The organism is Streptomyces phaeolivaceus, from assembly GCF_009184865.1.
GTDB classification, from domain to species: Bacteria; Actinomycetota; Actinomycetes; order Streptomycetales; family Streptomycetaceae; genus Streptomyces; species Streptomyces phaeolivaceus.
On record NZ_CP045096.1, the window covers coordinates 7,740,628 to 7,766,502 of the forward strand.

At 70.9% G+C, this 25,875-nt stretch carries 14 protein-coding genes and 2 pseudogenes; 13 read left to right on the plus strand and 3 right to left on the minus strand.

The genetic code is table 11. The features are described from left to right. Positions 1-4: 4 nt before the first annotated feature. Positions 5-1,456 (plus strand): aldehyde dehydrogenase family protein, encoded by a 1,452-nt coding sequence (locus tag F9278_RS35690; protein WP_152171978.1) that lies wholly within the window; start codon positions 5-7, stop codon positions 1,454-1,456. 145 nt (positions 1,457-1,601) lie between these two features. Here the strand turns inward: F9278_RS35690 and F9278_RS35695 are convergent, their stop codons facing one another. Next, positions 1,602-4,475, minus strand: a complete 2,874-nt coding sequence (locus tag F9278_RS35695) for a glycoside hydrolase family 3 C-terminal domain-containing protein (protein ID WP_152171979.1) — start codon at positions 4,473-4,475, stop codon at positions 1,602-1,604. A 398-nt stretch (positions 4,476-4,873) separates the two neighbouring features. Here F9278_RS35695 and F9278_RS35705 point away from each other — a divergent pair, with 398 nt between their 5' ends. From F9278_RS35705 to F9278_RS35735, 6 genes are all read left to right on the plus strand, one after another. After that, positions 4,874-6,559: a twin-arginine translocation signal domain-containing protein gene (locus F9278_RS35705; protein ID WP_152171980.1), complete on the plus strand. Its 1,686-nt coding sequence runs from the start codon at positions 4,874-4,876 to the stop codon at positions 6,557-6,559. A gap of 26 nt (positions 6,560-6,585) precedes the next feature. Beyond that, a complete protein-coding gene (locus F9278_RS35710) occupies positions 6,586-7,686 on the plus strand; it encodes an ABC transporter permease (protein ID WP_152171981.1) in 1,101 nt (366 codons plus the stop codon). Then, entirely contained in the window at positions 7,683-8,654 is a 972-nt protein-coding gene (locus F9278_RS35715; protein ID WP_152171982.1) for a carbohydrate ABC transporter permease, read from the plus strand. Before F9278_RS35710 ends, F9278_RS35715 begins: the two co-directional genes overlap by 4 nt. Before the next feature lie 537 nt (positions 8,655-9,191). Beyond that, positions 9,192-11,435 carry a sialidase family protein gene (locus F9278_RS35725; protein ID WP_152171983.1) on the plus strand — a complete coding sequence of 748 codons (2,244 nt, stop codon included), beginning with the start codon at positions 9,192-9,194 and terminating at the stop codon, positions 11,433-11,435. Beyond that, positions 11,435-13,420, plus strand: a complete 1,986-nt coding sequence (locus tag F9278_RS35730) for a beta-galactosidase (RefSeq protein WP_152171984.1) — start codon at positions 11,435-11,437, stop codon at positions 13,418-13,420. The genes F9278_RS35725 and F9278_RS35730 overlap by 1 nt, the downstream gene beginning before the upstream one ends. 193 nt (positions 13,421-13,613) lie before the next feature. Further along, on the plus strand, positions 13,614-14,363 hold the full coding sequence (locus F9278_RS35735) for a glycoside hydrolase family 12 protein (RefSeq protein ID WP_152171985.1): 750 nt from the start codon (positions 13,614-13,616) through the stop codon (positions 14,361-14,363). Positions 14,364-14,511: 148 nt separating this feature from the next. On the opposite strand, the gene F9278_RS47645 is transcribed toward F9278_RS35735, so the two are convergent. Beyond that, a complete protein-coding gene (locus tag F9278_RS47645; RefSeq protein WP_404818972.1) occupies positions 14,512-17,385 on the minus strand; it encodes a glycoside hydrolase family 36 protein in 2,874 nt (957 codons plus the stop codon). A gap of 86 nt (positions 17,386-17,471) precedes the next feature. Between F9278_RS47645 and F9278_RS35755 the strand changes: the two genes are divergently transcribed. The 6 genes and pseudogenes from F9278_RS35755 to F9278_RS35780 all read left to right on the plus strand — a co-directional run bounded on the left by F9278_RS35755 (position 17,472) and on the right by F9278_RS35780 (position 24,396). Further along, positions 17,472-18,539, plus strand: a complete 1,068-nt coding sequence (locus F9278_RS35755) for a LacI family DNA-binding transcriptional regulator (RefSeq protein WP_193241782.1) — start codon at positions 17,472-17,474, stop codon at positions 18,537-18,539. A gap of 149 nt (positions 18,540-18,688) precedes the next feature. Then, positions 18,689-19,525: pseudogene (locus tag F9278_RS35760) on the plus strand (ABC transporter substrate-binding protein); the annotation flags it as partial. A 2-nt stretch (positions 19,526-19,527) separates the two neighbouring features. Then, positions 19,528-19,743 (plus strand): annotated as a pseudogene (locus tag F9278_RS35765) (sugar ABC transporter permease); the annotation flags it as partial. Positions 19,744-19,751: 8 nt separating this feature from the next. After that, on the plus strand, positions 19,752-20,567 hold the full coding sequence (locus F9278_RS35770) for a carbohydrate ABC transporter permease (protein ID WP_193242069.1): 816 nt from the start codon (positions 19,752-19,754) through the stop codon (positions 20,565-20,567). Positions 20,568-20,679: 112 nt separating this feature from the next. Next, on the plus strand, positions 20,680-23,151 hold the full coding sequence (locus F9278_RS35775; RefSeq protein WP_152171988.1) for a CBM35 domain-containing protein: 2,472 nt from the start codon (positions 20,680-20,682) through the stop codon (positions 23,149-23,151). A gap of 66 nt (positions 23,152-23,217) precedes the next feature. Then, on the plus strand, positions 23,218-24,396 hold the full coding sequence (locus F9278_RS35780; RefSeq protein WP_152166950.1) for an IS701 family transposase: 1,179 nt from the start codon (positions 23,218-23,220) through the stop codon (positions 24,394-24,396). 215 nt (positions 24,397-24,611) lie between these two features. Here the strand turns inward: F9278_RS35780 and F9278_RS35785 are convergent, their stop codons facing one another. Then, entirely contained in the window at positions 24,612-25,865 is a 1,254-nt protein-coding gene (locus F9278_RS35785; protein WP_152171989.1) for a sulfotransferase family protein, read from the minus strand. Positions 25,866-25,875 lie beyond the last annotated feature (10 nt).

Here is a 25,875-nt window from a genome sequence, read left to right on the forward strand (position 1 = left end):
GACTATGACCGCCACCCACGCCTTCTGGCTCGCCGGCCGTCAGGCCACCGGTGAGACCACGTTCGATGTGAACTCGCCCTGGGACGGCCGCCTGGTCGGCAGGGTGAGCGTGCCGACGGACGAGCAGGTCGAGGAGGCCGTGGCCGCCGCGTACGCCGTACGGGACGAGTTCGCGGCGACCCCGGCGCATGTCCGGGCCGCCGTCCTGGACCACGTCAGCCGGAGTCTCGTCGAGCGGACCGAGGAGATCGCGCGGTTGATCTCCGCCGAGAACGGCAAGCCGATCAAGTGGGCGCGGGGCGAGGTCGGCCGGGCGGTCTCCGTGTTCCGGTTCGCGGCCGAGGAGGCCCGGCGGTTCAACGGCGGCGAGGCGCAGCGGCTCGACACCGACCTGGGCGGACAGGGACGGCTCGCCTTCACGCGCCGCTTCCCCAAGGGCGTCGTCCTCGGCATCGCGCCCTTCAACTTCCCGCTCAACCTCTGCGCCCACAAGATCGCCCCGGCGATCGCGGCCGGGGTGCCGATCATCCTGAAGCCCGCCCCGGCCACCCCCCTCTCCGGTCTGATCATCGGAGAGCTGATCGCGGACGCCGCCGCCGACCTCCCCGCCGGGTCCTGGAGCGTCCTCCCCGTCGCCAACGACCGCATGCCCGCCCTCGTCCAGGACGAGCGGCTGCCCGTGATCTCCTTCACCGGCTCCGAGAAGGTCGGCTACGCGATCATGGACTCGGCGCCGCGCAAGCACTGCACGCTGGAGCTGGGCGGCAACGGCGCGGCGGTCGTGCTGGCCGACTGGGCGAGCGACGAGGACCTCGACTGGGCCGCGACCCGCATCGCCACCTTCTCGAACTACCAGGGCGGCCAGTCCTGCATCTCCGTCCAGCGGGTGATCGCGGACGCCTCCGTGTACGACCGGCTGCTGCCGCGCATCGTCGCCGCGGTCGAGGCCCAGGTGACCGGTGACCCGGCCGACGGTGCCACCGATGTCGGGCCGCTGGTCAGCGAGGACGCCGCCAAGCGCGTCGAGGCGTGGGTCCAGGAGGCGGTCGACGCCGGTGCCGCCCTGCTGGCCGGCGGCAAGCGCGACGGCGCCTCGTACGCGCCGACCGTCCTCGCCGACGTACCCGCCGACGTGACCGTCTCCTGCGAGGAGGTCTTCGGGCCCGTCCTCACCGTGCGGAAGGTGGAGGGGGAGGCCGAGGCCTTCGCCGCTGTCAACGACTCCAAGTACGGCCTCCAGGCGGGCGTCTTCACCCACGACCTGCAGACCGCCTTCCGCGCCCACCGCGCGCTGGAGGTCGGTGGTGTGGTCATCGGCGACGTGCCGTCCTACCGCGCCGACCAGATGCCGTACGGCGGGGTCAAGCAGTCCGGTGTGGGGCGTGAGGGTGTGCGCTTCGCGATGGACGACTACACCTACGAGCGGGTCATGGTCCTCACGGGGATCCAGCTCTGACGCGCCGCTGAGATCGATCCGCTCCACCCCTAGCTTGTGACAATCGTTTTCATGTAGTCTCGGGTCAGATCCCGGGATGAAGGGGCCCGGCACCGATGCCTTCCGGTGCCGGGCCCCTTCTGTGTGCCGGCCTGCTTCCGGACCCTCAACCGCAGAAGCCGACGTGCGCCAGCCGCAGCGGGCCGCGCAGTCCGAGGTGGACGTCGTGCACACCGGCCGCGGAGACGGCGGCGCGCAGGGTCGTGTAGGTGTACGGGTCCGCGGTGGGGGTGTCGAGCGTCAGGGTCGCCAGTACCGGGCCGCCGACCACGGAGAACTCGACGCTGCCCGCGCCCGCCGCCTCCACCGTCACCTCGGTGACACCCGCGCCGAAGTCGCAGTCCTGGAAGAGCAGTTCGCCGGCGCCGTCGCCCGCCGGGGTCACCGCGTCGCCCGACACCTTCGTACGGTCGACGATCTCCGTGCCGCGCTGCTCGTCGAAGTCCGCCGCCGCCAGGCCGTGGGTGACCACCGGACGCGGGGCGACCGGGGCGCCGTCGACGGTGACGGTCGTACGGAGGCGGATGTCCTCGCTCGACGCGCCGGCCAGCAGCTCGTACCCGCCGGGCTCCAGGTGCCAGGTGCCGTGGGCCACGTCCCAGAACTCCAGGACGGAGAGCGGGAGTCGGAACGTCAGTTCGGTCGAGGCGCCGGGGGCGAGGGTGACGCGGCGGTGGCCGAGCAGCTCGCGGCGGGGGCGCGGGACCGAGGGGGCCTCGGCGCGGACGTAGAGCTGGGCGACCTCGTCGGCGGTCACCGCGCCCGCGTTGGTGACGGTGAGGGAGACGGTCAGGTCGGCGTCACCCACCTGCGTGACCAGGTTCTCGTACGCGAACTCCGTGTACGACAGGCCGTGGCCGAAGGGGAAGAGCGGGGTGCCCTCGAAGTAGAGGTAGGTCTGGCGGGCGCCGATCACGTCGTAGTCGAGGAGGCCGGGGAGGTCCGCGTCGGTGGCGTACCAGGTCTGCGGGAGGCGGCCGGCGGGGGAGACGTCGCCGGCGAGGACGCGGGCCAGGGCCGTGCCCGCGGCCTGGCCGCCGTGCGCGGTCCACAGGACGGCGGGCAGGTCGGTGGCGTCGACGGCGTACGGATAGGCCGAGACCAGGATCAGCGCGGTGTTCGGGTTGGCGGCGCGGGCAGCGCGCAGCAGGCGCTCCTGGTGGGCGGGGAGCGCGAGGGTCGTACGGTCCTCGGTCTCGCGGCCGTTGATGTGCGGATCGTTGCCCGCGACCACCAGGACCACGTCGGCCTCGGCGGCCACGCGTGCGACGGACGCCTCGCCCCGTTCGCTCACGACCAGCTCGAAGATTTCCGGATTGCCGTCGGCAACCTTTACTCCGTCGGCGCCGACAGTCACGTACCGTCCTGTTCCCGTGTGCCTGAGGAGGTGACCGTTCCCGTGCGATCCGGAGGGCTCCAGGCGGAACGTCTCCTGGACGACCCAGCCGCCCGGCTGATCGGCCGAGGCGCGCAGCCGGCCGTCGTCGGCGACCGAGAGATAGCGGCCGTCCGGCGCGCGGAGCGTGAGCACGCCCTCGCCCCAGTCGACGAGGGCCAGTTCGGTGCCGTCCGCGTCCGTGGTGAGCGGCGGCAGGTCGGTGCGGCCCGCCAGGAGCGCCGGGTCGAGCGCGCCCTGCGCGCCGCGCGCCTCGTCGGCGGCCTCGGGCGCCTCCGGCACGGACAGGTACGCGCCGGTGGACAGCGCCCGCAGGCGTACGCGGTCCACGCCCTCCGCGAACGTCACACGCTCGGCGCCGAAGCGGTCGTACAGGCCTTCGAGCGGGGTGGAGCGGTGGAGGAGGGTGCCGCTGTACCAGTCGAGCTTGCACTCGTCGGCGAGCAGACCGACCACGGCGACGCGGGTGTCGGCGGTGAGCGGCAGCAGGCCGACCCCCTCCCGTGCCGGACCGCTGTCGTTCTTCAGCAGGACGATCGCCTGTTCGGCGGCCTCCTGGGCGAGGGCGCGGTGGGCCGGGGTGTCGAAGTCCCTGAGGTCGGCGTACGGGTCGGCGCCGGGGTCGAACTCGCCGAGGCGGAAGCGGACCGAGAGCTGGCGGCGGACCGCGGTGTCGATGTCGTCGGCGGTCAGCAGGCCCCGGTCCAGCGCGCCCCGGATTCGTCCGATCATCGTCGAACTCTCGGTGCCGTGGTCGGTGAAGCTGTCGACGCCGGCGCGCAGCGAGGCGGCGGTCGCCTCCTCGTGGGTGGCGAAGTAGTGCTCGGAGTCGACCAGGTTCGACGGCGCGCCCGCGTCCGAGCAGACCAGCAGATGGTCGTCGGTCCAGGTGCGCAGCTGGTCGGCCAGGTGGGGCGAGACATGGTTGGGGCGGCCGTTGACCAGGTTGTACGCGGGCATCACCCCGGCCACCGCGCCCGCCTCGACCGTCTCGCGGAAGGCGCGCAGGTCGTACTCGCGCAGCACGCGCGGGCGGACCGAGGAGGAGCTGGTGGAGCGGTCGGTCTCGTTGTTGTGCGCGAGCCAGTGCTTGAGGACGGGGGCCGTGCGCCAGTACGTGGGGTGGTCGCCGCGCAGGCCCCGGGTGTACGCGGTCGCGATCGCCGAGGTCAGCCCGGGGTCCTCGGAGTAGCCCTCCTCGTTGCGGCCCCACAGCGGGTGGCGCAGCAGATTGACCGTGGGGGACCAGACGTTGAGGCCGACGCGGTCGTCGTGGGCGCGCATGGCGCGGGTCTCGGTGGAGACGGCCTCGCCGACGCGGCGGACGAGGTCCTCGTTCCAGGTCGCGCCGAGGCCCACGGCCTGCGGGAACACCGTCGCCGGGCCCATCCAGGCCACGCCGTGCAGGGCCTCCTGGCCGGTGCGGAAGGCGGCCACCCCGAGACGGTCGACGGCGGGTGCGAACTGGTGCAGGAACGCCACCCTCTCGTCCTCGGTGAGCCGCTGGAGCAGATCGTCGATGCGCTTCGCGAGCGGCAGTTGCGGATCGCGGAAAGGCGGCGTGGGCGTCGTCTGTGCGGTCACGTTGGGCATCCCTTTGCGGTGGAGCGGCGAGGCGCTTTCGAAGCGCTTCGATGCTCATTCGACCGTGGGGTGGGTGTCAAGAGACCAAGACGCGACAGATCCGTTTCCGCACCGTCATACAGGCCGGGATATCGAAGGTGGGAAGGGGGCGTTCCGGTCGTCCGCACCTCGTTCATACCTCCGAGGAATCTGCGAATCGACCCTTGTGCACCCCCGGTCGTTCACTTAACCTCGCAGCAACATCGAAGCGCTTCGACTGCGCGGAGGGAACGCTTCGCCTGCTCACCTCCCTCCGCTGTTCATCAGTTCCCTCGCTTCAGCACAGCCAGTTCCACTCAGACACCGCAGCCGACGGCCACCGCCGGGTGTCCTGGTGTGCGCCATGAAGGGTTGACGCAATGACGCCGAACTCCGCCACCTCCGCCGCGCCCAGCCGGAGAAGCTTCCTCGCCTCCACGGCGGTCGCCGCCGCCGCAGTGGCGGGGGGTGTGCCGCTGCTGTCCGCCTGCGGCGGCTCGCAGGAAGGCCGCAAGGAGGGCACGACGTCGGGCAAGGACGCGCAGAAGATCCTTCCGACGTTCGTCGCGTCGACCGTCGTGGCGCCCGACATCCCGGCGAAGAACGGCTCGGCGGCCGGCTTCAGCAAGGCGATAGCCACGGCCGATCTGAAGACCTCCGTCCCGAAGAAGCTCGGCAGCGGCGGCGCGCTGAAGGTCATGGCACCGTTCTGGGGCACCCCGCCGAAGGGTGACAACCCCTACTACACGGCGATGGACGAGGCCGTCGGCGTCCAGGTGACCTGGCAGAACCAGGACGGTGTCACCTACGACCAGAAGCTCGGCGCGGTCCTCGCCTCCAGCGACATCCCGGAAGTCGTGGTCGTCCCCGGCTGGAACCTGATGGGCAAGATACCGAGCGCCATCAACGCCAAGTTCGCGGACCTCGGCCCCTATCTCTCCGGCGACAAGGTCAAGGAGTACCCGAACCTCGCCGCAGTCCCCAGCGAGGCCTGGCAGCGCGGCATCTTCGGCGGCCAGCTGCGCGCGGTCCCGATGCCCGCCTCGTACGTCACCGACATCGCGCCCATGTACCGCAAGGACCTCTTCGAGAAGAAGGGCTACTCCGTCCCGACGAGCCCCGACGAGTTCCTGTCCTGGGCGAAGGAGGCCACCGACGCGAAGGCGAAGGTGTGGGCCTGCGACGACATGAAGTGGACGGCGTTCAACATCTACGGCGTCTTCCCCAGCAGCGACAAGGCGCTGTGGTGGAACCTGGTCGACGGCAAGCTCGTCAACCGCGTCGAGACCGAGGAGTTCCTCGAAGCGCTGGAGTGGACGCGCAAGTTGTACGCCGCCGACGTGGTCCACCCGGACGCGGTCTCCGGCAAGGCGGGCGGCGACGCCAGGAACCGGTTCACCGCCGGGCAGTCCCTGGTCTTCAACGGCAACATCTCCGGCTGGTGGGGCTCGGTCTCCGAACAGGCCACCCAGAACTCCGACTTCGACATGGGCGCCTTCGACATCTTCGGCCCCGACGGCGGCGACCCGACCCTCTGGGCGGTCCAGCCCGCCAACATCTTCACCTTCGTCAGCAAGAAGGCCTCCGCCCAGCAGATCAAGGACTTCCTCGCCCTCTGCAACTACTGCGCCGCGCCCTACGGCACCAAGGAGTTCATGCTCACCGCCTACGGCGTCGAGGGCACGGACTACGACACGAAGAAGGGCCTGCCGGTCAAGACCACGCAGGGCGTCAACGAGGTCAACGGCGCCTACGACTACACCGGCAACCCCGCCCCGTACGTCGCCTACCCCGACTTCCCCGAGGTCACCAAGGGCATCGTCGAGTGGCAGCAGCGCATGGGCGCCTTCACCAAGAAGACCTCCTTCTTCGGGCTGACCGTCACCGAGCCGAACCGCTGGGCCAACCTCGCCGACAACTTCGAGCAGTTGGAGGACGACGTCGTACGCGGCCGGAAGAAGATCAGCGACGTGCAGCAGGCGGTGTCCGACTGGAAGAGCAAGGGCGGCGACGGGCTGCGGGACTGGTACAAGAAGCTGCTCGACGACACCGGTTCGGCGAACTGATCCGGCGCCGAGGCGAGGAGAAGGCCGTGTCCCACAGCACGGTGCCCCGGCCCAGGTCCGAGGCGAAGACCCCAGAGCGGGCCCCCGGGGCGTCCGACGACGCCACCGGGACCGGGCCCGGCGGCGACAAACGCACGGGCCGGCGCACGGGCGGGCGCAGGGGCGGACGTACGGGGAGCCGCACCGGAAAAGGCGCGGGCAAGCTGAGCCTGCGGCTCAGATTCCGGCGCGACCGCACGCTGATCCTGATGACGCTGCCGGCGGTCCTGCTGATCCTGGTCTTCAACTACATACCGATCCTCGGCAATGTGGTCGCCTTCCAGGACTACGACCCCTACCTCAGCGAGAACGGCTTCGTCGCCATCTTCCAGAGCCCCTGGGTCGGCGTCGAGCAGTTCGAACGGATCTTCGCCGACTCGGCGTTCTGGCACGCGGTGCAGAACACGTTCGTGCTGTTCTTCCTCCAGCTCGTGCTGTTCTTCCCCATCCCGATCCTGCTGGCGCTGCTCATCAACAGCATCGTCAGGCCCCGGATCCGGGCGGTCGCCCAGGCGATCATGTACCTCCCGCACTTCTTCTCCTGGGTTCTCGTCGTCACCGTGTTCATGCAGATCTTCGGCGGGGCCGGCGTCATCGCGCAGACCCTCCGCCAGCACGGCTACGACGGCTTCGACCTGATGACCAACCCGGAGATCTTCAAGTATCTGGTCACGGTCGAGATGATCTGGAAGGACGCCGGCTGGGGCATCATCGTCTTCCTCGCCGCGCTCTCCTCCGTCTCGAACGACCTGTACGAGGCCGCCGCGATGGACGGCGCCGGACGCTGGCGGCGCATGTGGCACATCACCCTGCCCGCCCTGCGCCCGGTGATCGCCCTGCTGCTGGTGCTCCGCGTCGGCGACGCGCTGACCGTCGGCTTCGAACAACTGCTGCTCCAACGGCAGGCGGTGGGCGTCGACGCCTCGGATGTCCTCGACACCTATGTGTGGTGGAACGGCATCCGCAACCAGGACTTCAGTTACGCCGCCGCCGCGGGACTCGTCAAGGGTGTGGTCGGCCTCGCGCTGGTCCTGACCGCCAACAAGGTCGCCCATCTCATGGGCGAGCAGGGGGTGTACAAGAAATGAGCGCACTCGCCGACGCGACGGCCAGGGCGGCCGAGTCGGCCGACCGGCGGCCGACGGCACCGAAGCCGGGCCGCTGGGCCGCGCCGCCCCGCCCGGTCTGGGAGGAGGAACCCGCCAAGGCAGGTCTCGCGGGCAAGGGCATCGCCCTGGGCTTCGCCTGCTTCGCGATCCTCTTCCCCCTGTGGATCGTCATCGTCACCAGCCTCCAGACGAAGAAGACCATCGACGAGGCGGGCGGCCTGGTCGTCGTCCCCGAGGGCATCACCCTCATCGCCTACAAGGAGCTGCTCAGCGGCGGCCAGGTCCAGACGGCCGCGCTGGTCAGCGTCGGGGTGACTGTGGTGGGCACCGTGTTCAGCATGACCGTGTCGGTCCTGTGCGCGTACGGCCTGTCGCGGGTGGGTTCGCTGGGCCACCGCTGGATCCTGATGACCCTGCTCGCCACGATGTTCTTCGGCGCGGGACTCATCCCGACCTATCTGCTCGTCCAGGCCCTCGGCCTCATGGACACCTATCTCGCGCTGATCCTCCCGAGCGCGGTGAGTGTCTTCAACATCCTGGTGCTGCGCGCGTTCTTCATGGGCATCTCACCGGAGCTCATCGACAGCGCGCGGATCGACGGTGCCGGTGACTTGCGCATCCTGTGGCAGATCGTGATGCCGCTGTCGAGGGCGGTTCTCGCGGTCATCGCCCTCTTCTACGCGGTCGGTTACTGGAGCGCCTGGTTCAACGCGTCCATCTATCTCACCGACCAGGACATGATGCCGTTGCAGAACGTCATGATCCAGCTCGTCCAGAAACAGGAACGTCCGGTCGGCCTCTCGGCCCAGATCAACACGGGACAGCTCTCCCCGCTGGCGGTCCAGATGGCCGTCATGGTCATGGCCCTGTTGCCTGTCGCCGTCCTGTCCCCCTTCGTCCAGAAGCACTTCAAGAAGGGGATGCTCACCGGGGCGGTCAAGGGTTGACCGGGGCGCCTACTGGCTCGGGGGTGCGGGTTCGGTTGGCGGGTGCGGGTCCGGTGGGGCTTCTCGCGCAGTTCCCCGCGCCCCTGAAAAAGCGGGCTGCGCCCTGCTTTTTCAGCCCCAAAGAGCCACAGCGGCCCGGCTGCCAACCACAGCCCCCGGGCGCCGGCCCCAGCCGCCCAGCCGCCAGCCGCAGCCGCCCGGGTGCCACGCCCCTCGGACGGGCCGTAGGCCCTTAGGCGGGCCGTAGCCCTTCAGAGGGACCGCGCCCCTCGGACGGGCCGCGCCCCTCGGACGGGCCGCGCCCCTCGGACGGGCCGGGCCCCTCGGACGGGCCGGGTCCTTCAGACGGGCCGGGCCTCCCGGACGGACCGCGCCCCTCAGCCGGGCCGTAGGCCCTTTGGACGGGCCGCAGGCCCTTCAAGGGGCGCGGGGAACTGCGCGAGAAGCCCCACCGGACCCGCACCCGCCAACCGAACCCGCACCCCCGAGCTATGAGGCGCCCACCCCGCACCCCCTCCCCGCAGAACGAGGTATGTCATGCACACCCCCCGGCCAAGCCGCCGCACCGTACTCACCACCACCGCGGCCACCGCGGCCACCGCGGCCACCGCGGCCCTCCCCACCCCCGGCACCCCGGCCCACGCGGCCGACGCCCAGAGCGCCTCGACCGCCGGAGGCGACCCCTACCGCTGGCGCAACGCGGTGATCGGCGGCACCGGCTTCGTCACCGGCATCCTCTTCCACCCGTCGAGGTCCGGCCTCGCCTACGCCCGCACGGACATCGGCGGCGCCTACCGCTGGGACGACCACAAGGCCCGCTGGACCCCGCTGACCGACCACCTCGGCTGGGACGACTGGAACCTCCTCGGCGTGGAGTCGATCGCCGTCGACCCCGCCCACCCGAACCGCCTCTACCTGGCCCTCGGCACCTACGCCCAGTCCTGGGCCGGCAACGGCGCGATCCTCCGCTCCGACGACCGCGGCGCCACCTGGACCCGTACCGACCTCACCGTGAAACTCGGCGCCAACGAGGACGGCCGGGGCGCGGGCGAGCGCCTCCTCGTCGACCCGCGCGACAGCGACACGCTCTGGCTGGGCACCAGACACGACGGCCTGCTCAGATCGACCGACCGGGGCGCCACCTGGGCGGCGGCGACCGGTTTCCCGGCGACCCCGGGCGGCTCCGGGCAGGGCGTCACCCTGCTCGTCGCCGCCGGACGCACCCTCTACGCCGGCTGGGGCGACGCGGACGGCACCTCCGCGACCGCGAACCTCTACCGCAGCACCGACGGCACCACCTGGGAGACGGTCCCCGGGCAGCCCACCGGTACCGCCGCCAAGGTCCCGATCCGCGCCGCGTACGACAAGCACACCCGCGAGCTGTACCTGACGTACGCCAACGCCCCCGGCCCCAACGGCCAGTCCGACGGCAGTGTGCACAAGCTCCGCACCACCACCGGTGAGTGGACCGACGTGACCCCGGTGAAGCCGGGCGGCACGACGGCCGACGGCTCCGCCGACAGCTTCGGGTACGGCGGGGTCGCCGTCGACGCCCGCCGCCCCGGCACGGTGGTCGTGTCCACCAACAACCGCTGGGCGGACATCGACACCGTGTACCGGTCCACCGACGCGGGCCGTACCTGGACGTCCCTCAAGGACTCCGCTGTCTTCGACGTGTCCGAGACTCCTTTTCTGAAGTGGGGCGCCGACAAGCCCAAGTTCGGCTGGTGGATCCAGGCCCTCGCCCTCGACCCGTACGACTCGAAGCACCTCGTCTACGGCACGGGTGCGACCCTCTTCGGCACCCGGGATCTGAAGCGCTGGGCGCCGCAGGTCCGGGGCCTGGAGGAGGCGTCCGTGGTGCAGCTGGTGTCGCCCCCGGTCGGGGAGGCGCACCTGCTCAGCGGCTCGCGGGACATCGGTACGATGTACCACGAACGCCTCACGGCGTCCCCGTCGCGAGGCATGGCGTCGAACCCCGTGTTCGGGTCGGCGACGGGACTCGCGCAGGCCTCGACGAAGCCGTCGTACGTGGTCCGCACCGGCTGGGGCGATCACGGCAACGGCGCGTACTCGCACGACGGGGGCCGGACCTGGGCGCCCTTCGCAGCCCAGCCCGACATCGCCAAGAGCGCACCGGGGCCGATCGCCGCAGGCGCCGACGGCAGCGCGCTGCTGTGGTCCTTCGTGCACTGGGACGGCACGAAGTACCCAGCCCACCGCTCCGCCGACAACGGCGCGACCTGGACCGAGGTCTCCTCCTTCCCGAAGGGCGCCACGCCGGTCGCCGACCCGGCCGACCCGACGCACTTCTACGCATACGACACCGACACAGGAACGCTATACGCCAGCACTGACAGTGGCCGTTCGTTCACGGCCCGTGCGACCGGACTGCCGTCCGGCGACAGCCAGTTCAAGCTGGTCGCGGCCCCGGGCAGATCCGGTGACCTGTGGCTGAGCGTGAAGTGGAACGGGCTGTACCGCTCCACCGACGGCGGGGTGACCTTCGCGAAGCTCGACAGCTGCTGGGCCTCGTACACCCTCGGCTTCGGCAAGGCGGCCCCGGGCGCCGACTACCCGGCCGTCTACCAGGTCGGCTCGACGGAGGCCCTGACCGCCGTCTACCGCTCCGACGACGGAGCCCGGAGCTGGACCCGTATCAACGACGACGCCCATCAGTGGGGCTGGACCGGCGAGGTCGTCATCGGCGATCCGCGCGTGTACGGCCGCGTGTACCTGGCGACGAACGGGCGCGGCATCCAGTACGGGGAGCCGGTCTGATGCCGGACCTCAGCCAGGTGACCCGCGGCCGGATCCTCTTCGGCGGCGACTACAACCCCGAGCAGTGGCCCGAGGAGGTGTGGCACGAGGACGTGCGTCTCATGAAGGAGGCCGGCGTCAACTCCGTCACCCTCGGCGTCTTCTCCTGGGCGAAGCTCGAACCCCGCCCGGGGGCAAGGGAGTTCGGCTGGCTGGACCGGCTGATGGACCTGATGCACGGCAACGGCGTCGGTGTCGTCCTCGCCACGCCCACCTCCTCCCCGCCCCCGTGGATGGGCCGCCTCCACCCCGAGACCCTCCCGCGCGACGAGAACGGGCAGATCGAATGGTGGGGCTCCCGCCAGCACTTCTCCCACTCCAGCGACACCTACCGCCGCTACGCCGCCGCCATCACCGAGGACCTCGCGGCCCGCTACGGCGGCCACCCGGCCCTCACCATGTGGCACATCAACAACGAGTACTGCACCTACGACTGGGGCGACGAGGCGGCGGCCACCTTCCGCGACTGGCTCAAGCGGAGGTACGGCACGCTCGACGCCCTCAACGAGGCCTGGGGCACCGCCTTCTGGAGCCAGGGCTACGACGGCTGGCACGAGATCCTCCCGCCGCGCCGCGCCCACTACATGAGGAACCCCACCCATGTGCTCGACTTCAAACGCTTCACGAGCGACATGCTCCTGGAGTGCTACGTCATCGAGCGGGACATCGTCCGTCGGCACACCCCGCACCTCCCGGTGACCACCAACTTCATGCCGATGTGGGTGGGCCAGGACGCGTGGCGGTGGGCCGAGGAGGAGGACGTCGTCTCGGTCGACATCTACCCGGACCCGCGTGACCCGTTCGGCGCGCAGAACGGGGCGCTGATCCAGGACATGACGCGCTCCCAGGCGGGCGGCGGCCCGTGGATGCTCATGGAGCAGGCGGCCGGTCCGGTCAACTGGCGTGGCGTCAACCACCCCAAGCCCCGTGGCCTCAACCGCCTGTGGTCACTCCAGGCCGTCGCCCGAGGCGCGGACGCCGTCTGCTACTTCCAGTGGCGGCAGTCCCGGCAGGGCGCGGAGAAGTTCCACTCCGGCATGGTCAGCCACGCCGGTGAACAGGGGCGTACCTACCAGGAGGTGAAGCAGCTCGGCGCCGAACTCGCTTCCATCGGCGCTGAGGTGACTGGTCATCACATCCCCTCCGATGTCGCGGTGTTGTTCGACTGGAACTCCTGGTGGGCCGGTGCCCAGGACGGCCGGCTGTCGTCCGAGGTCGACCTGCCCCAGGTCGTACGCGCCTGGCACCGCGCCCTCTGGGAAGCGCACATCACCACCGCGTTCGCCCACCCCGAGCACGACCTCTCCCCGTACCGGCTCGTCGTCGTGCCCCAGCTGTACCTGCTCACGGACACGGCGATCGAGAACCTCCTCGCGTACGTCCGGGGCGGCGGCACCCTCGTCAGCGGCTTCCTGACCGGCGTCGCCGACGAGGACGACCGCGTACGCCCCGGTGGCATGGACGCGCGACTGCGTGACCTCTTCGGCATCCGCACCCTGCACGAGTGGTGGCCGCTGGACGCGGGCGAGCACGTCGAGTGCGCGGGCCTCCCGGGAACCTTCCGGGGCACGCTCTGGTCCGAGGAGATCGAGGCGGCGGACAGGGACGAGGCCGTTCCCCACGTGTACCGGGGCGGTGAACTCGACGGACTTCCGGCGGTGTTGCGGAAGGGCCGTGCCTGGTACGTCTCCACGCTGCCCGAACCCACCGCGCTGCGAGGCCTGTTGGTGCGGATCGCGGACGACGCCGGGGTACGGCCGGTGCTGGCCGGACTGCCCGACGGGGTCGAGGCGGTACGCCGCGGCGAGGTGCTCTTCGTGCTCAACCACGGCCGCGACAAGGTCACCGTCGACATCCCCGGCACGCACCGCGACCTGCTCACCGGGGCGACCGTCACGGGTTCGCTGTCACTCGGCCGCTACGGAGCGGCGGTGCTGAAACCATGATCACCCATACGACCGCGGCGGTCCGCCCCACCCGGACCCGCCGCGCGGAACCCACGACTTCCTCCGGCGCCGAACCGTTCGTTCCGGGCGCATCGCCCGGACTGGTCGCCGGAGAAGACCACGGCCTCACCCTGGGGCCGCGGTAGCTCCCCACACCGCAGTTCCCCCCACCCATGGAAGGAACACGACACCCATGGCACTACACACCCGCACCCGCACCCGCACCCGCACCCGCACCCGCACCCTGGGCCGGATCGGCAAGGCCCTGCTCGCCCCCGCCCTCGCGCTGGGCGCCACCATCGGCCTCGCCTCCGCCCCCGCCTCGGCCGCCGTCTGGAACTCCTGCGACCAATGGGGCAACACCAGCCTCAACGGCTACACGCTCTACAACAACATCTGGGGCTCCGGCGCCGGCAGTCAGTGCGTCTGGGCCAACTCCGGTACCAACTGGGGGGTCTGGGCCAACCACCCCAACACCGGCGGCATCAAGTCGTACCCCAACTCCAAGAAGGTGATCAACAAGACGATCACCTCGCTCGGTTCGCTCAGCAGCAGCTACAACGTCACGGTCCCGTCGTCGGGCGCGTACAACTCGTCGTACGACATCTGGGACACGGACTACGACTACGAGATCATGCTCTGGGTCAACTACAACGGGGCCGTCGGCCCGCTCGGCACCTCGCAGGGCAACGTGACGCTCGGCGGCCACACCTGGAGCGTCTACAAGGGCAGCAACGGGGCCAACGAGGTCTTCTCGTTCCTGCGCACCTCGGACTCGAACTCCGGCACCGTCCAGATCCTCCCCATCCTCAAGTGGATCAAGGACACCAAGGGCTGGATGGGCAACGAGACCATCGGTGACGTGCAGTTCGGCTTCGAGGTCACCTCGTCCTCGGGCGGGCTGGACTTCGCCACCAACAACCTCACCGTCAGCAGCAGTTGACGTTCCGCAGTCGCTAGTCGCTAGTCGCTAGTCGCTAGTCGCTAGTCGCTTTCCCCGGCCGCTCTCCATGGCCGCTGAGCCGTAGCTGGGCGGGGAGCGCGAGTCCGAGCCGGTGCCGCACCCCCACGCGGCACCGGCTCGGGCCGTTCTAGTCCGCCGGGCCCGCTTCCGTCGCCGTCAGACGGATCAGCAGCGCGGCGGGCGTGCGCGGCACCGACACCCGCAGCTCGGCCGCCGCCGGGTCCCAGACCGCCGTCGTGTCCGCCGGTGCGGCGGCCGGGTGCAGGATCTCCGCGTGCACCGGGGCGTCCCGGCCCGCCAAGTGCCCGACCGGCAGCCGCGTTTCGGCCTCGCCACCCCTGCGCCACACCGAGACGTACGACGCCCCGTGCCCGTCCCCGTGCCCGTCCCCGTGCCCGTCCCCGTGCCCGTGCCCGTTTCCGTGCTCGGGCGAGCGCAGCCCCAGTGCCAGCCATCCGTCCGACCAGCCCGGCAGACCGAGCGGCCAGAACGGCACCGCGTGGGCCAGGTCGCCGCGGATCGACTTGTACGTGTCCACCGCGTCGCGCACGAGGCGGAGTTGATGCTCCGTCATATGGTCGAGGTGGCCCGAGAGATGGATACGGCCGAGGAGGGCGCCGCCGAGGGTGAAGGTGATCAGGTCGTCGTCGTACTCGGGTTGGGGGTAGGCCCAGACGGCGCCCTGTTCCGGCGGTACCGCCGTGGGCGCGGCGGCGGCGATCGGGGGATAGCGGAGGGGGTCCTGCTGGTCGCTGGTGGACTGGAGCTGGGACACGGCCAGGGTGGCGCCGTCCATGCGCATACCGCCGGAGGCGCAGTTCTCGACGACGAGGTGCGGGTAGCGGTCCAGGACGCCGGAGAGCCAGTCGAGGTAGGCGTGGGCGTGGCCGAGGAGACCGGCGCCGGGGGAGAGGTCGCCGGGGGCGGTGGTGCCGGGGGCGATCACGATGTTGTAGTCGAGCTTGAGATAGCCCACCCCCCAGTCGCCGACGATGCGGTCCACCGTCTTGTCCAGGTGCGCGCGGGCGGCGGGGTGGCGCAGGTCCAGCTGATGACGGCCCTGCTCGGCCAGCCGTACACCGTCCCGCTGGAAGAAGGCCTCCGCCGGCAGCTCCGCCGCCACGGGACTCCGCACGCCGACGACTTCCGGCTCCAGCCACAGCCCGGGGACCATCGCACGCTCCCGGATCCGCCCCAGGACGGCACGGATGCCGCGGTCGGATGCGGCGGGAGCTCGGGCTGCGGTCTTGTCGGCGGGGTGGTCTGTGGTTCCGTCACTGGTTCGGGCTGCGGTCTTGTCGGCGGGGTGGTCTGTGGTTCCGTCACTGGTTCGGGCTGCGGCCTCGCCACCGGCGTGGTCTGTGGTTCCGTCGGGGGCGTGGTCCGCAGTCTCGCCCTCGGCTCGGCCTGCGGTCCCGCCACCGCTTCGGCCCATGGTTCCGTCGCCGACGTGGCCCGTGGCCTCGCCGCCCTGTTCAGCTTCGGCTTCGGCCTGCGTTTGGGTGCCGTGGCTTTGCGCGGCTGCGCCGTCGGGTTCGGCCCGCTTGTCGCTCCCGCCGCCCAGTCCGGCCCCACCGGCCCCACCGGTCCCGCCTCCCGCCTCACCCCCACCGTCCACACCCCCCTCAGGGAACCGGCGCGGTGACGGCAGCCACTCGCCGACCTCGTCCCACCAGCCGCCGTCCACCGTGTCGTCGTACCAGCCGGAGTCGATGCAGAAGTACTCCGCGCCCGCCTCCGCCGCCGCGTCGATCAGCGGCAGCAGTTTCTCGGTGGTGGGGTCGCCCATCAGGGTGTTCATGTAGTCGTTGAAGACCACCGGCAGCGCCTCGTGGTCCGGGTGCGGGCGCCGAGCGGCCCGCCGGTACGCGGTGAGCGACGCGAACGCCTCGTCCAGCCCCGACGCGTGCCCGGCCCCGGAAACGGAACGGGCAGGCAGCCCGGCGGCCGCGGCAGCCGCTGACCCGGCACCCGTGGCGGCGGCTGACCCGGCACCCGTGGCGGCGGCTGACCCGGCACCCGAGGCGGCGGCTGACCCGGCACCCGTGGCGCCGGCCGACCCGGCACCCTCGGCGCCGGCCACCCCGAGCGCCAGCACCGCCACCACCGTCGTGAACTCCGCCCCCGGCGCCAACCGCACCCGCCACTGATGCTCGGCATCGGTCGGCCCGTTCACGGCCAGATAGGTACCGTGTGCCCGTTCCCCCAGGTCCCAGCGCCACCCGGCCGGCGACTCCACCTGCCAGACCCACGCCCGCCCCCGGCCCGCACCCTCCCCGCGTTCCGTCAGCGCCCCCATCGGCAGATGCCCGTCGCTGGGCCAACTCCCGCGCCCCGTCAGGGCGAGCGAGGCACGGCTGTCGTGCTGATGGGCGTCGACGCCGATGTCCGCGACCGTGTCCCGCAGCGGCTCGGCGTACCAACGGCACTCCGCGAGCCAGTCGTTGCGCGCCCGGTGCACATCGAGGACGTCGGGGGAGGGGAGCCCGCCGAGGAGCAGGCTGCTGACCGACTGGACGACGAGCGGCTCGGTGCCGTCGTTGCGGAGCCGCACCCGCGACCGGAGCGCCGCGACACCCACCGGAGACGACAACTCGACGAACGCGGTCAACCCACTGTCGGGATCGTGCAGTTCGACCGTCAGCCGCTCCCAGTCACCGTCCCCGCCGCCGATGCCACCCCGCTCACCACGGTGCCCCCGATACCCCAGCCGCGCCCCGAGAGCCGTCCCCGTGAACCGCGGCCCCGACCACCCGCTCCCGTACCCGAACGCCGTCAACTCAACGAGCGGAAGCGCGACTTCGGGATCGAAGGCGTCACCGGACGGCCCGAGCCGAACCACCCGCAGCGTCCCGTCGGCGGCCCTCGCGAACACGCTCTCGATCCCCGGATGCCCCCAAGTGAACCGGGAGTCAACACAGTTCAGCGCATCCGCGCCGTCCGCCGGGTCGCCGGGGCCGCTCAGGTCGCCGCCGTAGAAGTCGCTCGCACTCGAGTCCAAGTCGCTACCCCTCTCACGCCGGCCAGTGCGTGAATCCGTCGTTACGTTCTCTTGACGACTCCTGTGTGACCGGTCACAATCCTGCCATGAATGTGACCGGTCACACAAGGCGCGCGGCGAGCATCCGAGATGTCGCGACCGCCGCCGGCGTCTCGTACCAGACCGTTTCCCGGGTGATCAACGGCCATCCCAGCGTCAGGCGGACGACGCGGGAGCGGGTGCAGGCGGCCATCGACGAGCTGGGGTTCCGGCGGAACGCGACCGCGCACGCGCTGGCCAGCGGGCGCACCCGGGCCGTGACCGTGCTGACCGCGAACACCACCCACTACGGCTACGCCTCGATCCTCCAGGGCATCGAGGAGGCGGCGCGGGCGGCGTCGTACGCGGTCGGGATCGGTGTCCTGGAGTCGGCGGACGAGGCCGCGGTCGCCGCCGAGGTGCAGCGCGCGTCGGACGCGGGGGGCGGTCTCATCGTGATCGCCTACGATCCCGCCGGGGTGGCCGCCCTCGCGGCGGTCCCCGCCGAACTGCCGGTCGTCGGCGTAGTCGAGACCCCCACGACCCCGCCCGGCGGCGACCGCCCCTGGGTGTGGACCGACGACCGCGAGGCCGCCTACGAGGCGACCCGGCATCTGCTCTCCCTCGGCCACGAGACCGTGCACTACGTCGCCATCCCCTCCAGCACCCGCCGCACCAGCGCCCGTACCACCGGCTGGCGGCAGGCCCTCAAGGAGGCCGGGGCGCCCGAACCCCTTCCGGTGCAGGGGAGTTGGGGCCCGGCGGGCGGTCACACGGCCGGGCTCGCGCTGGCCGGGGACCCGGCGGTCACCGCGATCCTCTGCGGCAACGACGACCTCGCGCTCGGTGTGCTGCGCGCGCTGCACGAGGCCGGGCGGTCCGTGCCCGGCGAGGTGAGCGTCGCCGGGTTCGACGACGCCCCGCACTCCGCCTATCTGACCCCGTCCCTGACGACCGTACGCCTGGACTTCACCGGCCTCGGGCGGGCCGCGTTCGCCCTGCTGCACGGGGTCGTCGAGGAGTCCGCGCAGATCGCCCCGCACCCCGTCTCCGTACCGGAACTGGTGGTCCGGGAGAGCGCGGGCCCACCGCCCGCACCGCGCCCCGGCCCGCCCGCGACCGGCACGAAGGCCTGAACCAGGGACTCACGGCGCCGGAGTCCCCGACTCGCGGCGCCCGTCCCCCCGGCACGCCTCCCAACTCCCCCTATGAGCACAGCTGTTGCACTGTTCCGCTGTTCCGCATCCTGCCCTGCCCTGAACCACCCGTTCTCGAAAGGCACGCGATGAAGACAAGAGCTCTCCCGACGCTGGCCCTCCTCTGTGCCCTCGGCCTCTCCGCCACCGCGTGCAGCGACCCCACGGCGGGGACCTCCGGCACGGACTCGGGTACGGGGGCGGACGGGAAGCAGGCGGCCGTCGATCCCACCGCCCGGCTCGACGGTGTGAAGCTGACCATGTGGACCGCGCAGAACACGGTGACCGCGCCCAAGCAGGTCATCGACGCGTTCGAGAAGGCCACCGGCGCGGAGGTGGAGGTCCAACCGGTCCCGGACCCCTATGAGTCGAACGTGCCGACGAGGCTGGCCTCCGGCGACCGCCCCGACCTGATGCTCTGGCAGCCGTCGGTCTCCACGCTCCCCTTCGTCCAGCCGCGGCAGAACCTCCTCACCCTCGACGGCGAGGAGTGGGTCTCCAGGCTCGGCGACACCGAGAAGTCGCTCGGTGTCATCGACGGCAAGCGGTACGCGGCGATCGTCACCAGCCCCGCCATGCTCGGCGTCTACTACAACAAGGACGTCTTCGAGCAGGCGGGTATCGAGGAGAAGGACTTCCCGAAGTCGTACGACGAACTCCTCGCCCTCGGCCACCGGGTGGGCGACGACACGGACGCGGCGGCCTTCTACGAGGCCGGCGGCGACAAGTGGCCCCTCCAGTGGCAGACGCAGGTGCAGCTCACCGACCTGGACAAGCAGTGGTGGGCGGATCTGAACGAGAACAAGGAGAAGTGGACCGACCCGGTGGTGGTCGGGGCGATCAAGAAGTACAAGGAGAAGCTGCTCGACGCGGGGCTCGCCCAGAAGAACTACCGGACCGGCACCTTCACCGGGCAGGCCGACGCACGCTCATCGGTTCGATGAACACCTTCGACATCGTGCAGGCCATGACCGGCGGCGGTCCGGCCGCCTCCACCGAGGTCTTCAACATCTACATGTTCCGGATCTTCGGACAGGGCCTGTACGCACAGGCCTCCGCGCTGAGTCTCGTCCTCTTCCTGGTCGTGGTCGCCGTCGCGATTCCGCTGGTCATCGGGTTGCGCCGAAGGGAGCAGCTGCTGTGAGCACGGTGATGTGGCGCTACGGCCGCCCCGCCCTGGTCCTCCTGCTCGCCGGGCTCGCCGTCGGCGTCCCCCTGTGGCTGGTCCTCGTCACCTCCGCCAAACCGCAGGCGGAGGCCATCGGAACGAACCTCGACCTGCCGCGGCACTGGCAGCCCGGCGCCAACTACGAGGACGCCGTCGCCCAGGGCGAGATGCTGCGCGGCCTCCTCAACTCCCTGCTGGTCGTGGTCCCTTCGGTCGTGCTCGTGCTGATCCTGGGCGCGGGAGCCGCCTGGGTCTTCGCGCGCCGCAGGTCGCGGCTGGTGTCGGCGGCGTACGCGCTGTGCATCAGCGGACTGCTGCTGCCGCCGGCCGTCATCACCATCGTGATGGAGCTGCGGCAGCTGGGACTGGCCGGCACCCGGCCCGGAATGATCGCCGTCTACACCGGGATGTACCTCTCCACCTCGATCTTCTTCATGACGGGCTTCATCCGCGCCATCCCGATGGAACTGGAGGAGGCGGCCCGGATCGACGGGGCGAAGCCCTTCCGGATCTTCGCGCGGATCGTCCTGCCGCTCCTCCGGCCGGTCATCGCCACCGCCACGATCATGGTGATGCTCTACGCCTGGAGCGACATCTTCTACGCCTTCTTCGTCCTCGGCGGCGGTGACCGGGCCACCCTCCCGCTCAACCTCTACAAGGTCGCGAGCGCCCAGCTCTACCTCAACAACTGGCATCTCGTCTTCGCGTACGTCGTCGTGATGAGCCTGCCGATGGTCGCCGTCTTCCTCGTCGGCCAGCGAAAGATCGTGTCCGGAATCACCAGTGGAGCCGTCAAATGACCGGAGGTCCAGCCGCGTGATCACCCCCACCCGCACGAGAAGCCGCACCCGGACCCGCACCAGGTCTCGCACCAGAACCGCCTTGTTCACAGCACTACTTGGAGTCACCTTCATGGCAGGCACCCTCCCCGCCGACGCGTCCCCGACGGCAGCGGCGGCCGATCCGCAGCGCCTCACCGTCGACCTCTCCGCCTCCGAGGGCCCGGTGCTGCGCGGCGCCAACGGCGCGCTGTACGGGCTCAGCGACGACGGGGTGCCCAGCGACGCCGCCCTCGCACCCCTGAAGATCACCAGCATCTCGCAGAAGCCGGAGGGCGGCGCCCAACACCCCAACGGCGACGCGCTCACCGTCTCCAGGTCGTTCTTCCGCAACGGCGGCGGCGAGGTCCTGGTGATGATGCAGGACATCTATCCCAGGTGGCCGTACGACGACCTGGGCATCGGCGACTACCTCCCCAAGGTCGACAAGATCACCAAGGAGGTCTCGGCCGACCCGAACAGCGACCGTTTCGTCTACATCCCCTTCAACGAACCGGACTTGATCTGGTACGGCCTCAACGCCTCCGACCCGGCGAAGTACGAGGCCAACCGCGACCGGTTCCTCCGCGACTGGAAGGCGGTCCACCAGCGTATCCGGGCCATCGACCCCGACGCCCGTATCGCCGGCCCCAACGAGTCCGGCTACCACTCCCGGCTGATCACCGACTTCCTCACCTTCGCCCAGCGCGAGAACGTCCTGCCCGAGATCATGACCTGGCACGAACTGGGCTCGGGCTCGCTCCGCGACTTCCAGGGCCACTACGACAACTACCGTTCCATCGAGCGGCAGTTGGGCATCGAGCCACTCACCGTCAACATCGACGAGTACGCCAACCGCCGTGACCTCTCCGTCCCCGGCCAACTCGTCCAGTGGGTCTCGATGTTCGAGCGGAACAAGGTGTACGCCAACCAGGCCTACTGGGACGCGGCGGGCAACATGGACGGCAACGTCGTCCGCTCCAACATCCCCAACGGCGGCTGGTGGTTCTTCCGTTGGTACGCGGGCCTGACCGGCAACACGGTGAAGGTCACCCCGCCGCAGGCGAACACCATCGACACCCTCCAGGGCCTCGCCTCCCTCGACACCTCCCGCCGCCAGGCCCAGGTCCTGCTGGGCGGCTCGGCCGCCGACACGGACGTCGTGGTCCGCAAGGTGCCCCGGTCGCTCTTCGGCCGTACGGTCACCGCGACCGTCGCCGAGGCCGCCTGGTCCGGCTACGAGGGGCAGCACGCCGCCCCGCGCGTCCTGTCCCGTACGAAGGTGAGGATCGCGGACGACGGCACGGTGACCGTCCCGCTGCGGGGGCTGCACAAGATGTCGGCCTACCGCGTCGTCCTCACCCCCGGCGGCACGGGCACCCCGACCACCCCGTCCGTCCCCTGGACCGCCTCCCACGAGGCCGAGGACGCCGCCATCACCGACGGCAAGGTCTACACCCAGGGCACCGTGAGCAACGCCAACGGCTACGCGGCCTCCGGCACCAAGGACGTCGGCTCCCTCAACCAGCCCGGCAGCAAGGTCGACTTCACGGTGACGGTCCCGAACGACGGTACATACGACCTGGCGATCCTGTACGGCAACCAGTCCGGGACCCCGGCCACCCAGCAACTGACCATCGACGGCGGCGACCCGGTCACCGTCACCTACCCCTCCACCGAGAACTGGACCTACCGCGCGAAGAAGGACGTCACGGTCCAACTCTCGGCAGGCGACCACCGGTTGACCCTCGCCAAGGGCGCCACCGAGGTCACCCTCGACCGGATCGACCTCACCGCCCGGACCGCCGACCCCGCCGCCTCCTACGAGGCCACCCTCGCCGACATCGGCGGCAAGCCGTCGTACGACTACTCCTCCTCGGCCGGGGTCGGCACCGGCGCCCTCCTGCTGCGCTCCGGCGACAAGGCGGTCTTCGACGTGTACGCCCCGCGCGACGGCTACTACCGGGTGGTGCCCCGGGCGTCGGCGCCGGTGAAGCTCGCCCTGCACGGGCAGTCGGTGGCGGCGGTGCCCGACCGGCCGCTGCGGCTGTACCTCGTCGCGGGCAACAACCGGATCACCGCGACCGCCAAGCACACCGCCGTCCGCGCCCTCGACGTCACCGGCGCGGGCTCCACCACCGGCGCCCTCGCGTACGAGGGCGCCGAGGCCACCCTCGCGGGCGGGGCCAAGCTCGTCGACTCCCCGTACGCCTCGGCCGGTTCGTACATCGGCTGGCTCGGCAACAGCGCGGACAGCACCGCCGAGTTCACGGTGAACGCCCCCGCCTCGGGCCGCTACGTCCTCGTCGTGCACTACGCGCACAACGACCGCCGCGACAACGGCCACGCCTACAACACCGACATCATGTCCCGCACGGCGGACATCACGGTCGGGGACGGCGACCCGCGCACGGTCACCTTCAAGAACACCTGGGGCTGGGACGACTACTGGACCGTGGGCGTCCCCGTCGACCTGAGGAAGGGCGCCAACAAGGTGACCTTCGGCAACGCGGGCGCCTGGGCCCCGAACATCGACCGGATCGAGGTGGGCCGGGTCGTCGGCTAGTACTGCAACCGCATCTGGCGTGACGGATGGTCGGCGGTCTCGTTGGTATGACTGTGTGCTGATGCGCTGACGGTTGAGCAGGTCGAGTCGTGGTCCGAGGGGGTGGCCGGGCTCCATGCCCGGTTCGCCCACCGTTTCGGCAGGTCGGAGCCCCGCGAGCGGGCGCTGGACTACCTGAACGGACTCGTCGCGCCGCTGGAGAAGAAGAACGGGTGGACGCTGTCCGAGCAGGTCGGGCAGCTCCGCCCGGACGGCGTCCAGCGCCTGCTCAACCACTCCGACTGGGACGAGAACGCGGTCCGCGACGATGTGCGCGACTTCGTCGTGGAGACCATCGGAGCCAAGAACGCGGTCCTGATCTGCGACGACACCGGTTTCCTGAAGAAGGGCACCAAGTCCGCCGGAGTCCAGCGGCAGTACACAGGTACCGCCGGCCGCACGGAGAACTGCCAGATCGGGACCTTCCTGGCCTACGCCTCCGCCAGGGGGCGGGCATTGATCGACCGTGAGCTCTACATCCCCGTTTCCTGGACGGATGACCGTGAGCGCTGCCGCGCAGCCGGGATCGACGACGAGATCCCCTTCGCGACCAAGAATGAGCACTGCAAGTGGATGCTGCAACGTGCCGTCGACGCAGGCATCCCGTTCGCGTGGGTCACCGCTGACGAGGCATACGGGCAGGTCAAGCACCTGCGGGTATGGCTGGAGGAACGCAGGATCGCGCACGTACTGGCCACCAAGGTCAACGACACCGTGACCACGGCGGACGGCGGCGACGCCAGGGTGGACCAGTTGGTCGCCGCCCTGCCCAGGCAAGCGTGGAAGCGGGTTTCCGGGGGCCAGGGCGCGCACGGCGAACGGATCTACGACTGGGCCCGCGTCGCCATCCGCCCGTACTGGGAGAACGGCTTCGGGCACTGGGTTCTGGCCCGCCGCAGCATCAGCGACCCCACCGAGATCGCCTACTACGTCTGCTACGGATCGGTGGCCTCCCGGCTGAAAGACCTGGTCAAGGTAGCCGCCGCGAGGTGGGCGGTGGAGGAGTGCTTCCAGACCGCCAAGGGCGAGTGCGGCCTGGACCACTACCAGGTGAGGCTCTACCGGGCCTGGTACCGCCACATCACCCTGGCCATGGCCGCCCTCGCCTACCTGACCGCCGTCCGCGCCGCAGAAGCCGCAAAAGGGGCGGAGCGGACGACGAGCAAGACCTCATACCCCTCAGCGTCCCGGAGATCCGCCGACTGATCGGCCACATCATCGTCACGCCCCGCCACCACAGCAACGACCATCATCTGCACTGGTCACGCTTCCGACGACGCAGCCAGGCCCGTGCCCGCCGCTCCCACTACAAACGCCGAGGCCACAACCCGCAGATGCGGTTGCAGTACTAGGACCCACGCGCACAGGAACGCGGGAGACCTCGCCACCCACGGCCGGGGTCTCCCGCGTGCCAGGTGCCGTCAGGCCCGGTCGACCTCGGCCCGCAGCGCGTTGTACTCCGCGAACGCGGACTCGACGTCGGCGGGGGTGAGGCCGTAGCGGGCCAGGTCGTAGCGGTGCGGCCGGCTGCCCTTGGCGCGGGTCGCGGCCTCCGGGAGCCGGGCGGCGTCGGCCTCGGTCCAGCGGGCGCCGACCGCGTCGTACAGCTTCGGGGCGCCCGCGGCCGGGTCGGAGCCCAGCGCGGAGAACGGCAGGTCCACCAGCGCCTCGCGGGGGACGGCGGCACGGGCGGCGAGACCCCGCCGGACCGACCGGCTCAGCAGGTCGAGCCAGGTGGCGCCGAGCCCGTGCGGGTCGACCTCGCGCCGGGAGGTGACCATGCCGACCTCGACCAGACTGCAGAAGGACGCCACGGCGGCGGCCGGGTCGCGGTGCGTCCACACGAGCGTGGCGTCGGGGAACACCTTGATCAGCGCGTCCAGATTCCCCGTGTGGAAGGGGGACTTGAGAATCCAGCGGCGGCGCGGACGGCCGTACTGGAGGACCTGGAACGCCCGCTTGAGATGCCGGTAGTCCGGCACGGCATCGCGCTCGAAGTGCCAGGCGTGGTAGGCGGGTATGCGGGCCTGGGACAGCGGCACCAGGGCGTGCGGCAGGAGGAATGTGCACTCCTCCGGGCCCTCGGCGGTCATCGGATGGATGTCGCGGAAGCGCGGGCTGAGCAGATGGGCGGCGTCGAGGACGCGGCGCGCGGTGGTGATCCGCTTCTGCCGTTCGCCGGGCGTGGGTTCGAGGCCGGGTGCCAGCAACTCCCAGAGCAGCGGGCAGCGGTGGTCGTCCGAGAGGGAGAGCACACCGTGGGTGAGGGTGCTCGCGGTGCGCGGCAGACCGACCACGAACACCGGCTTCTCGACGGGCTCTTCCGCGATGGCCGGGTTCTCGGCGATCAGCCGCCGGATCCGGGCCCGGTTGGTGAGGTGTCTGCGGACGTGGGACTGCGCGGACTGCCAGCCGACCGGGCTGAGTTCCTCGTCCTTCGCCCACTCCCGCAGCAGGAACCGGAAGCCCTCGACGAACTCCGCGTCCCCGCTCCCCACCCGCTCCCCGGCGCCCTCCCCGATCCCCTCTCCGCTCCCGTCCCCGCTCCCGTCCCCGCCCTCCCGCGCGGCCTTGGCGGCGATCCGGTCGAACACCCGGTCGGGGTCCCGGCGGGAGCCGAGCGTCGGCCGGAGTAACAGATTGGCCAGCTTGAGGGGGACGGGAGCGGAGGACATCGGGGTTCCC

Bases quoted from the DNA above. Each gene is read 5' to 3' on its own strand.
- F9278_RS35690 (WP_152171978.1), top strand. From the start codon at position 5: ATGACCGCCACCCACGCCTTCTGGCTCGCCGGCCGTCAGGCCACCGGT.
- F9278_RS35705 (WP_152171980.1), top strand. From the start codon at position 4,874: ATGACGCCGAACTCCGCCACCTCCGCCGCGCCCAGCCGGAGAAGCTTC.
- F9278_RS35715 (WP_152171982.1), top strand. From the start codon at position 7,683: ATGAGCGCACTCGCCGACGCGACGGCCAGGGCGGCCGAGTCGGCCGAC.
- F9278_RS35725 (WP_152171983.1), top strand. From the start codon at position 9,192: ATGCACACCCCCCGGCCAAGCCGCCGCACCGTACTCACCACCACCGCG.
- F9278_RS35730 (WP_152171984.1), top strand. From the start codon at position 11,435: ATGCCGGACCTCAGCCAGGTGACCCGCGGCCGGATCCTCTTCGGCGGC.
- F9278_RS35735 (WP_152171985.1), top strand. From the start codon at position 13,614: ATGGCACTACACACCCGCACCCGCACCCGCACCCGCACCCGCACCCGC.
- F9278_RS35755 (WP_193241782.1), top strand. From the start codon at position 17,472: ATGAATGTGACCGGTCACACAAGGCGCGCGGCGAGCATCCGAGATGTC.
- F9278_RS35770 (WP_193242069.1), top strand. From the start codon at position 19,752: ATGTGGCGCTACGGCCGCCCCGCCCTGGTCCTCCTGCTCGCCGGGCTC.
- F9278_RS35775 (WP_152171988.1), top strand. From the start codon at position 20,680: ATGGCAGGCACCCTCCCCGCCGACGCGTCCCCGACGGCAGCGGCGGCC.
- F9278_RS35785 (WP_152171989.1), bottom strand. From the start codon at position 25,865: ATGTCCTCCGCTCCCGTCCCCCTCAAGCTGGCCAATCTGTTACTCCGG.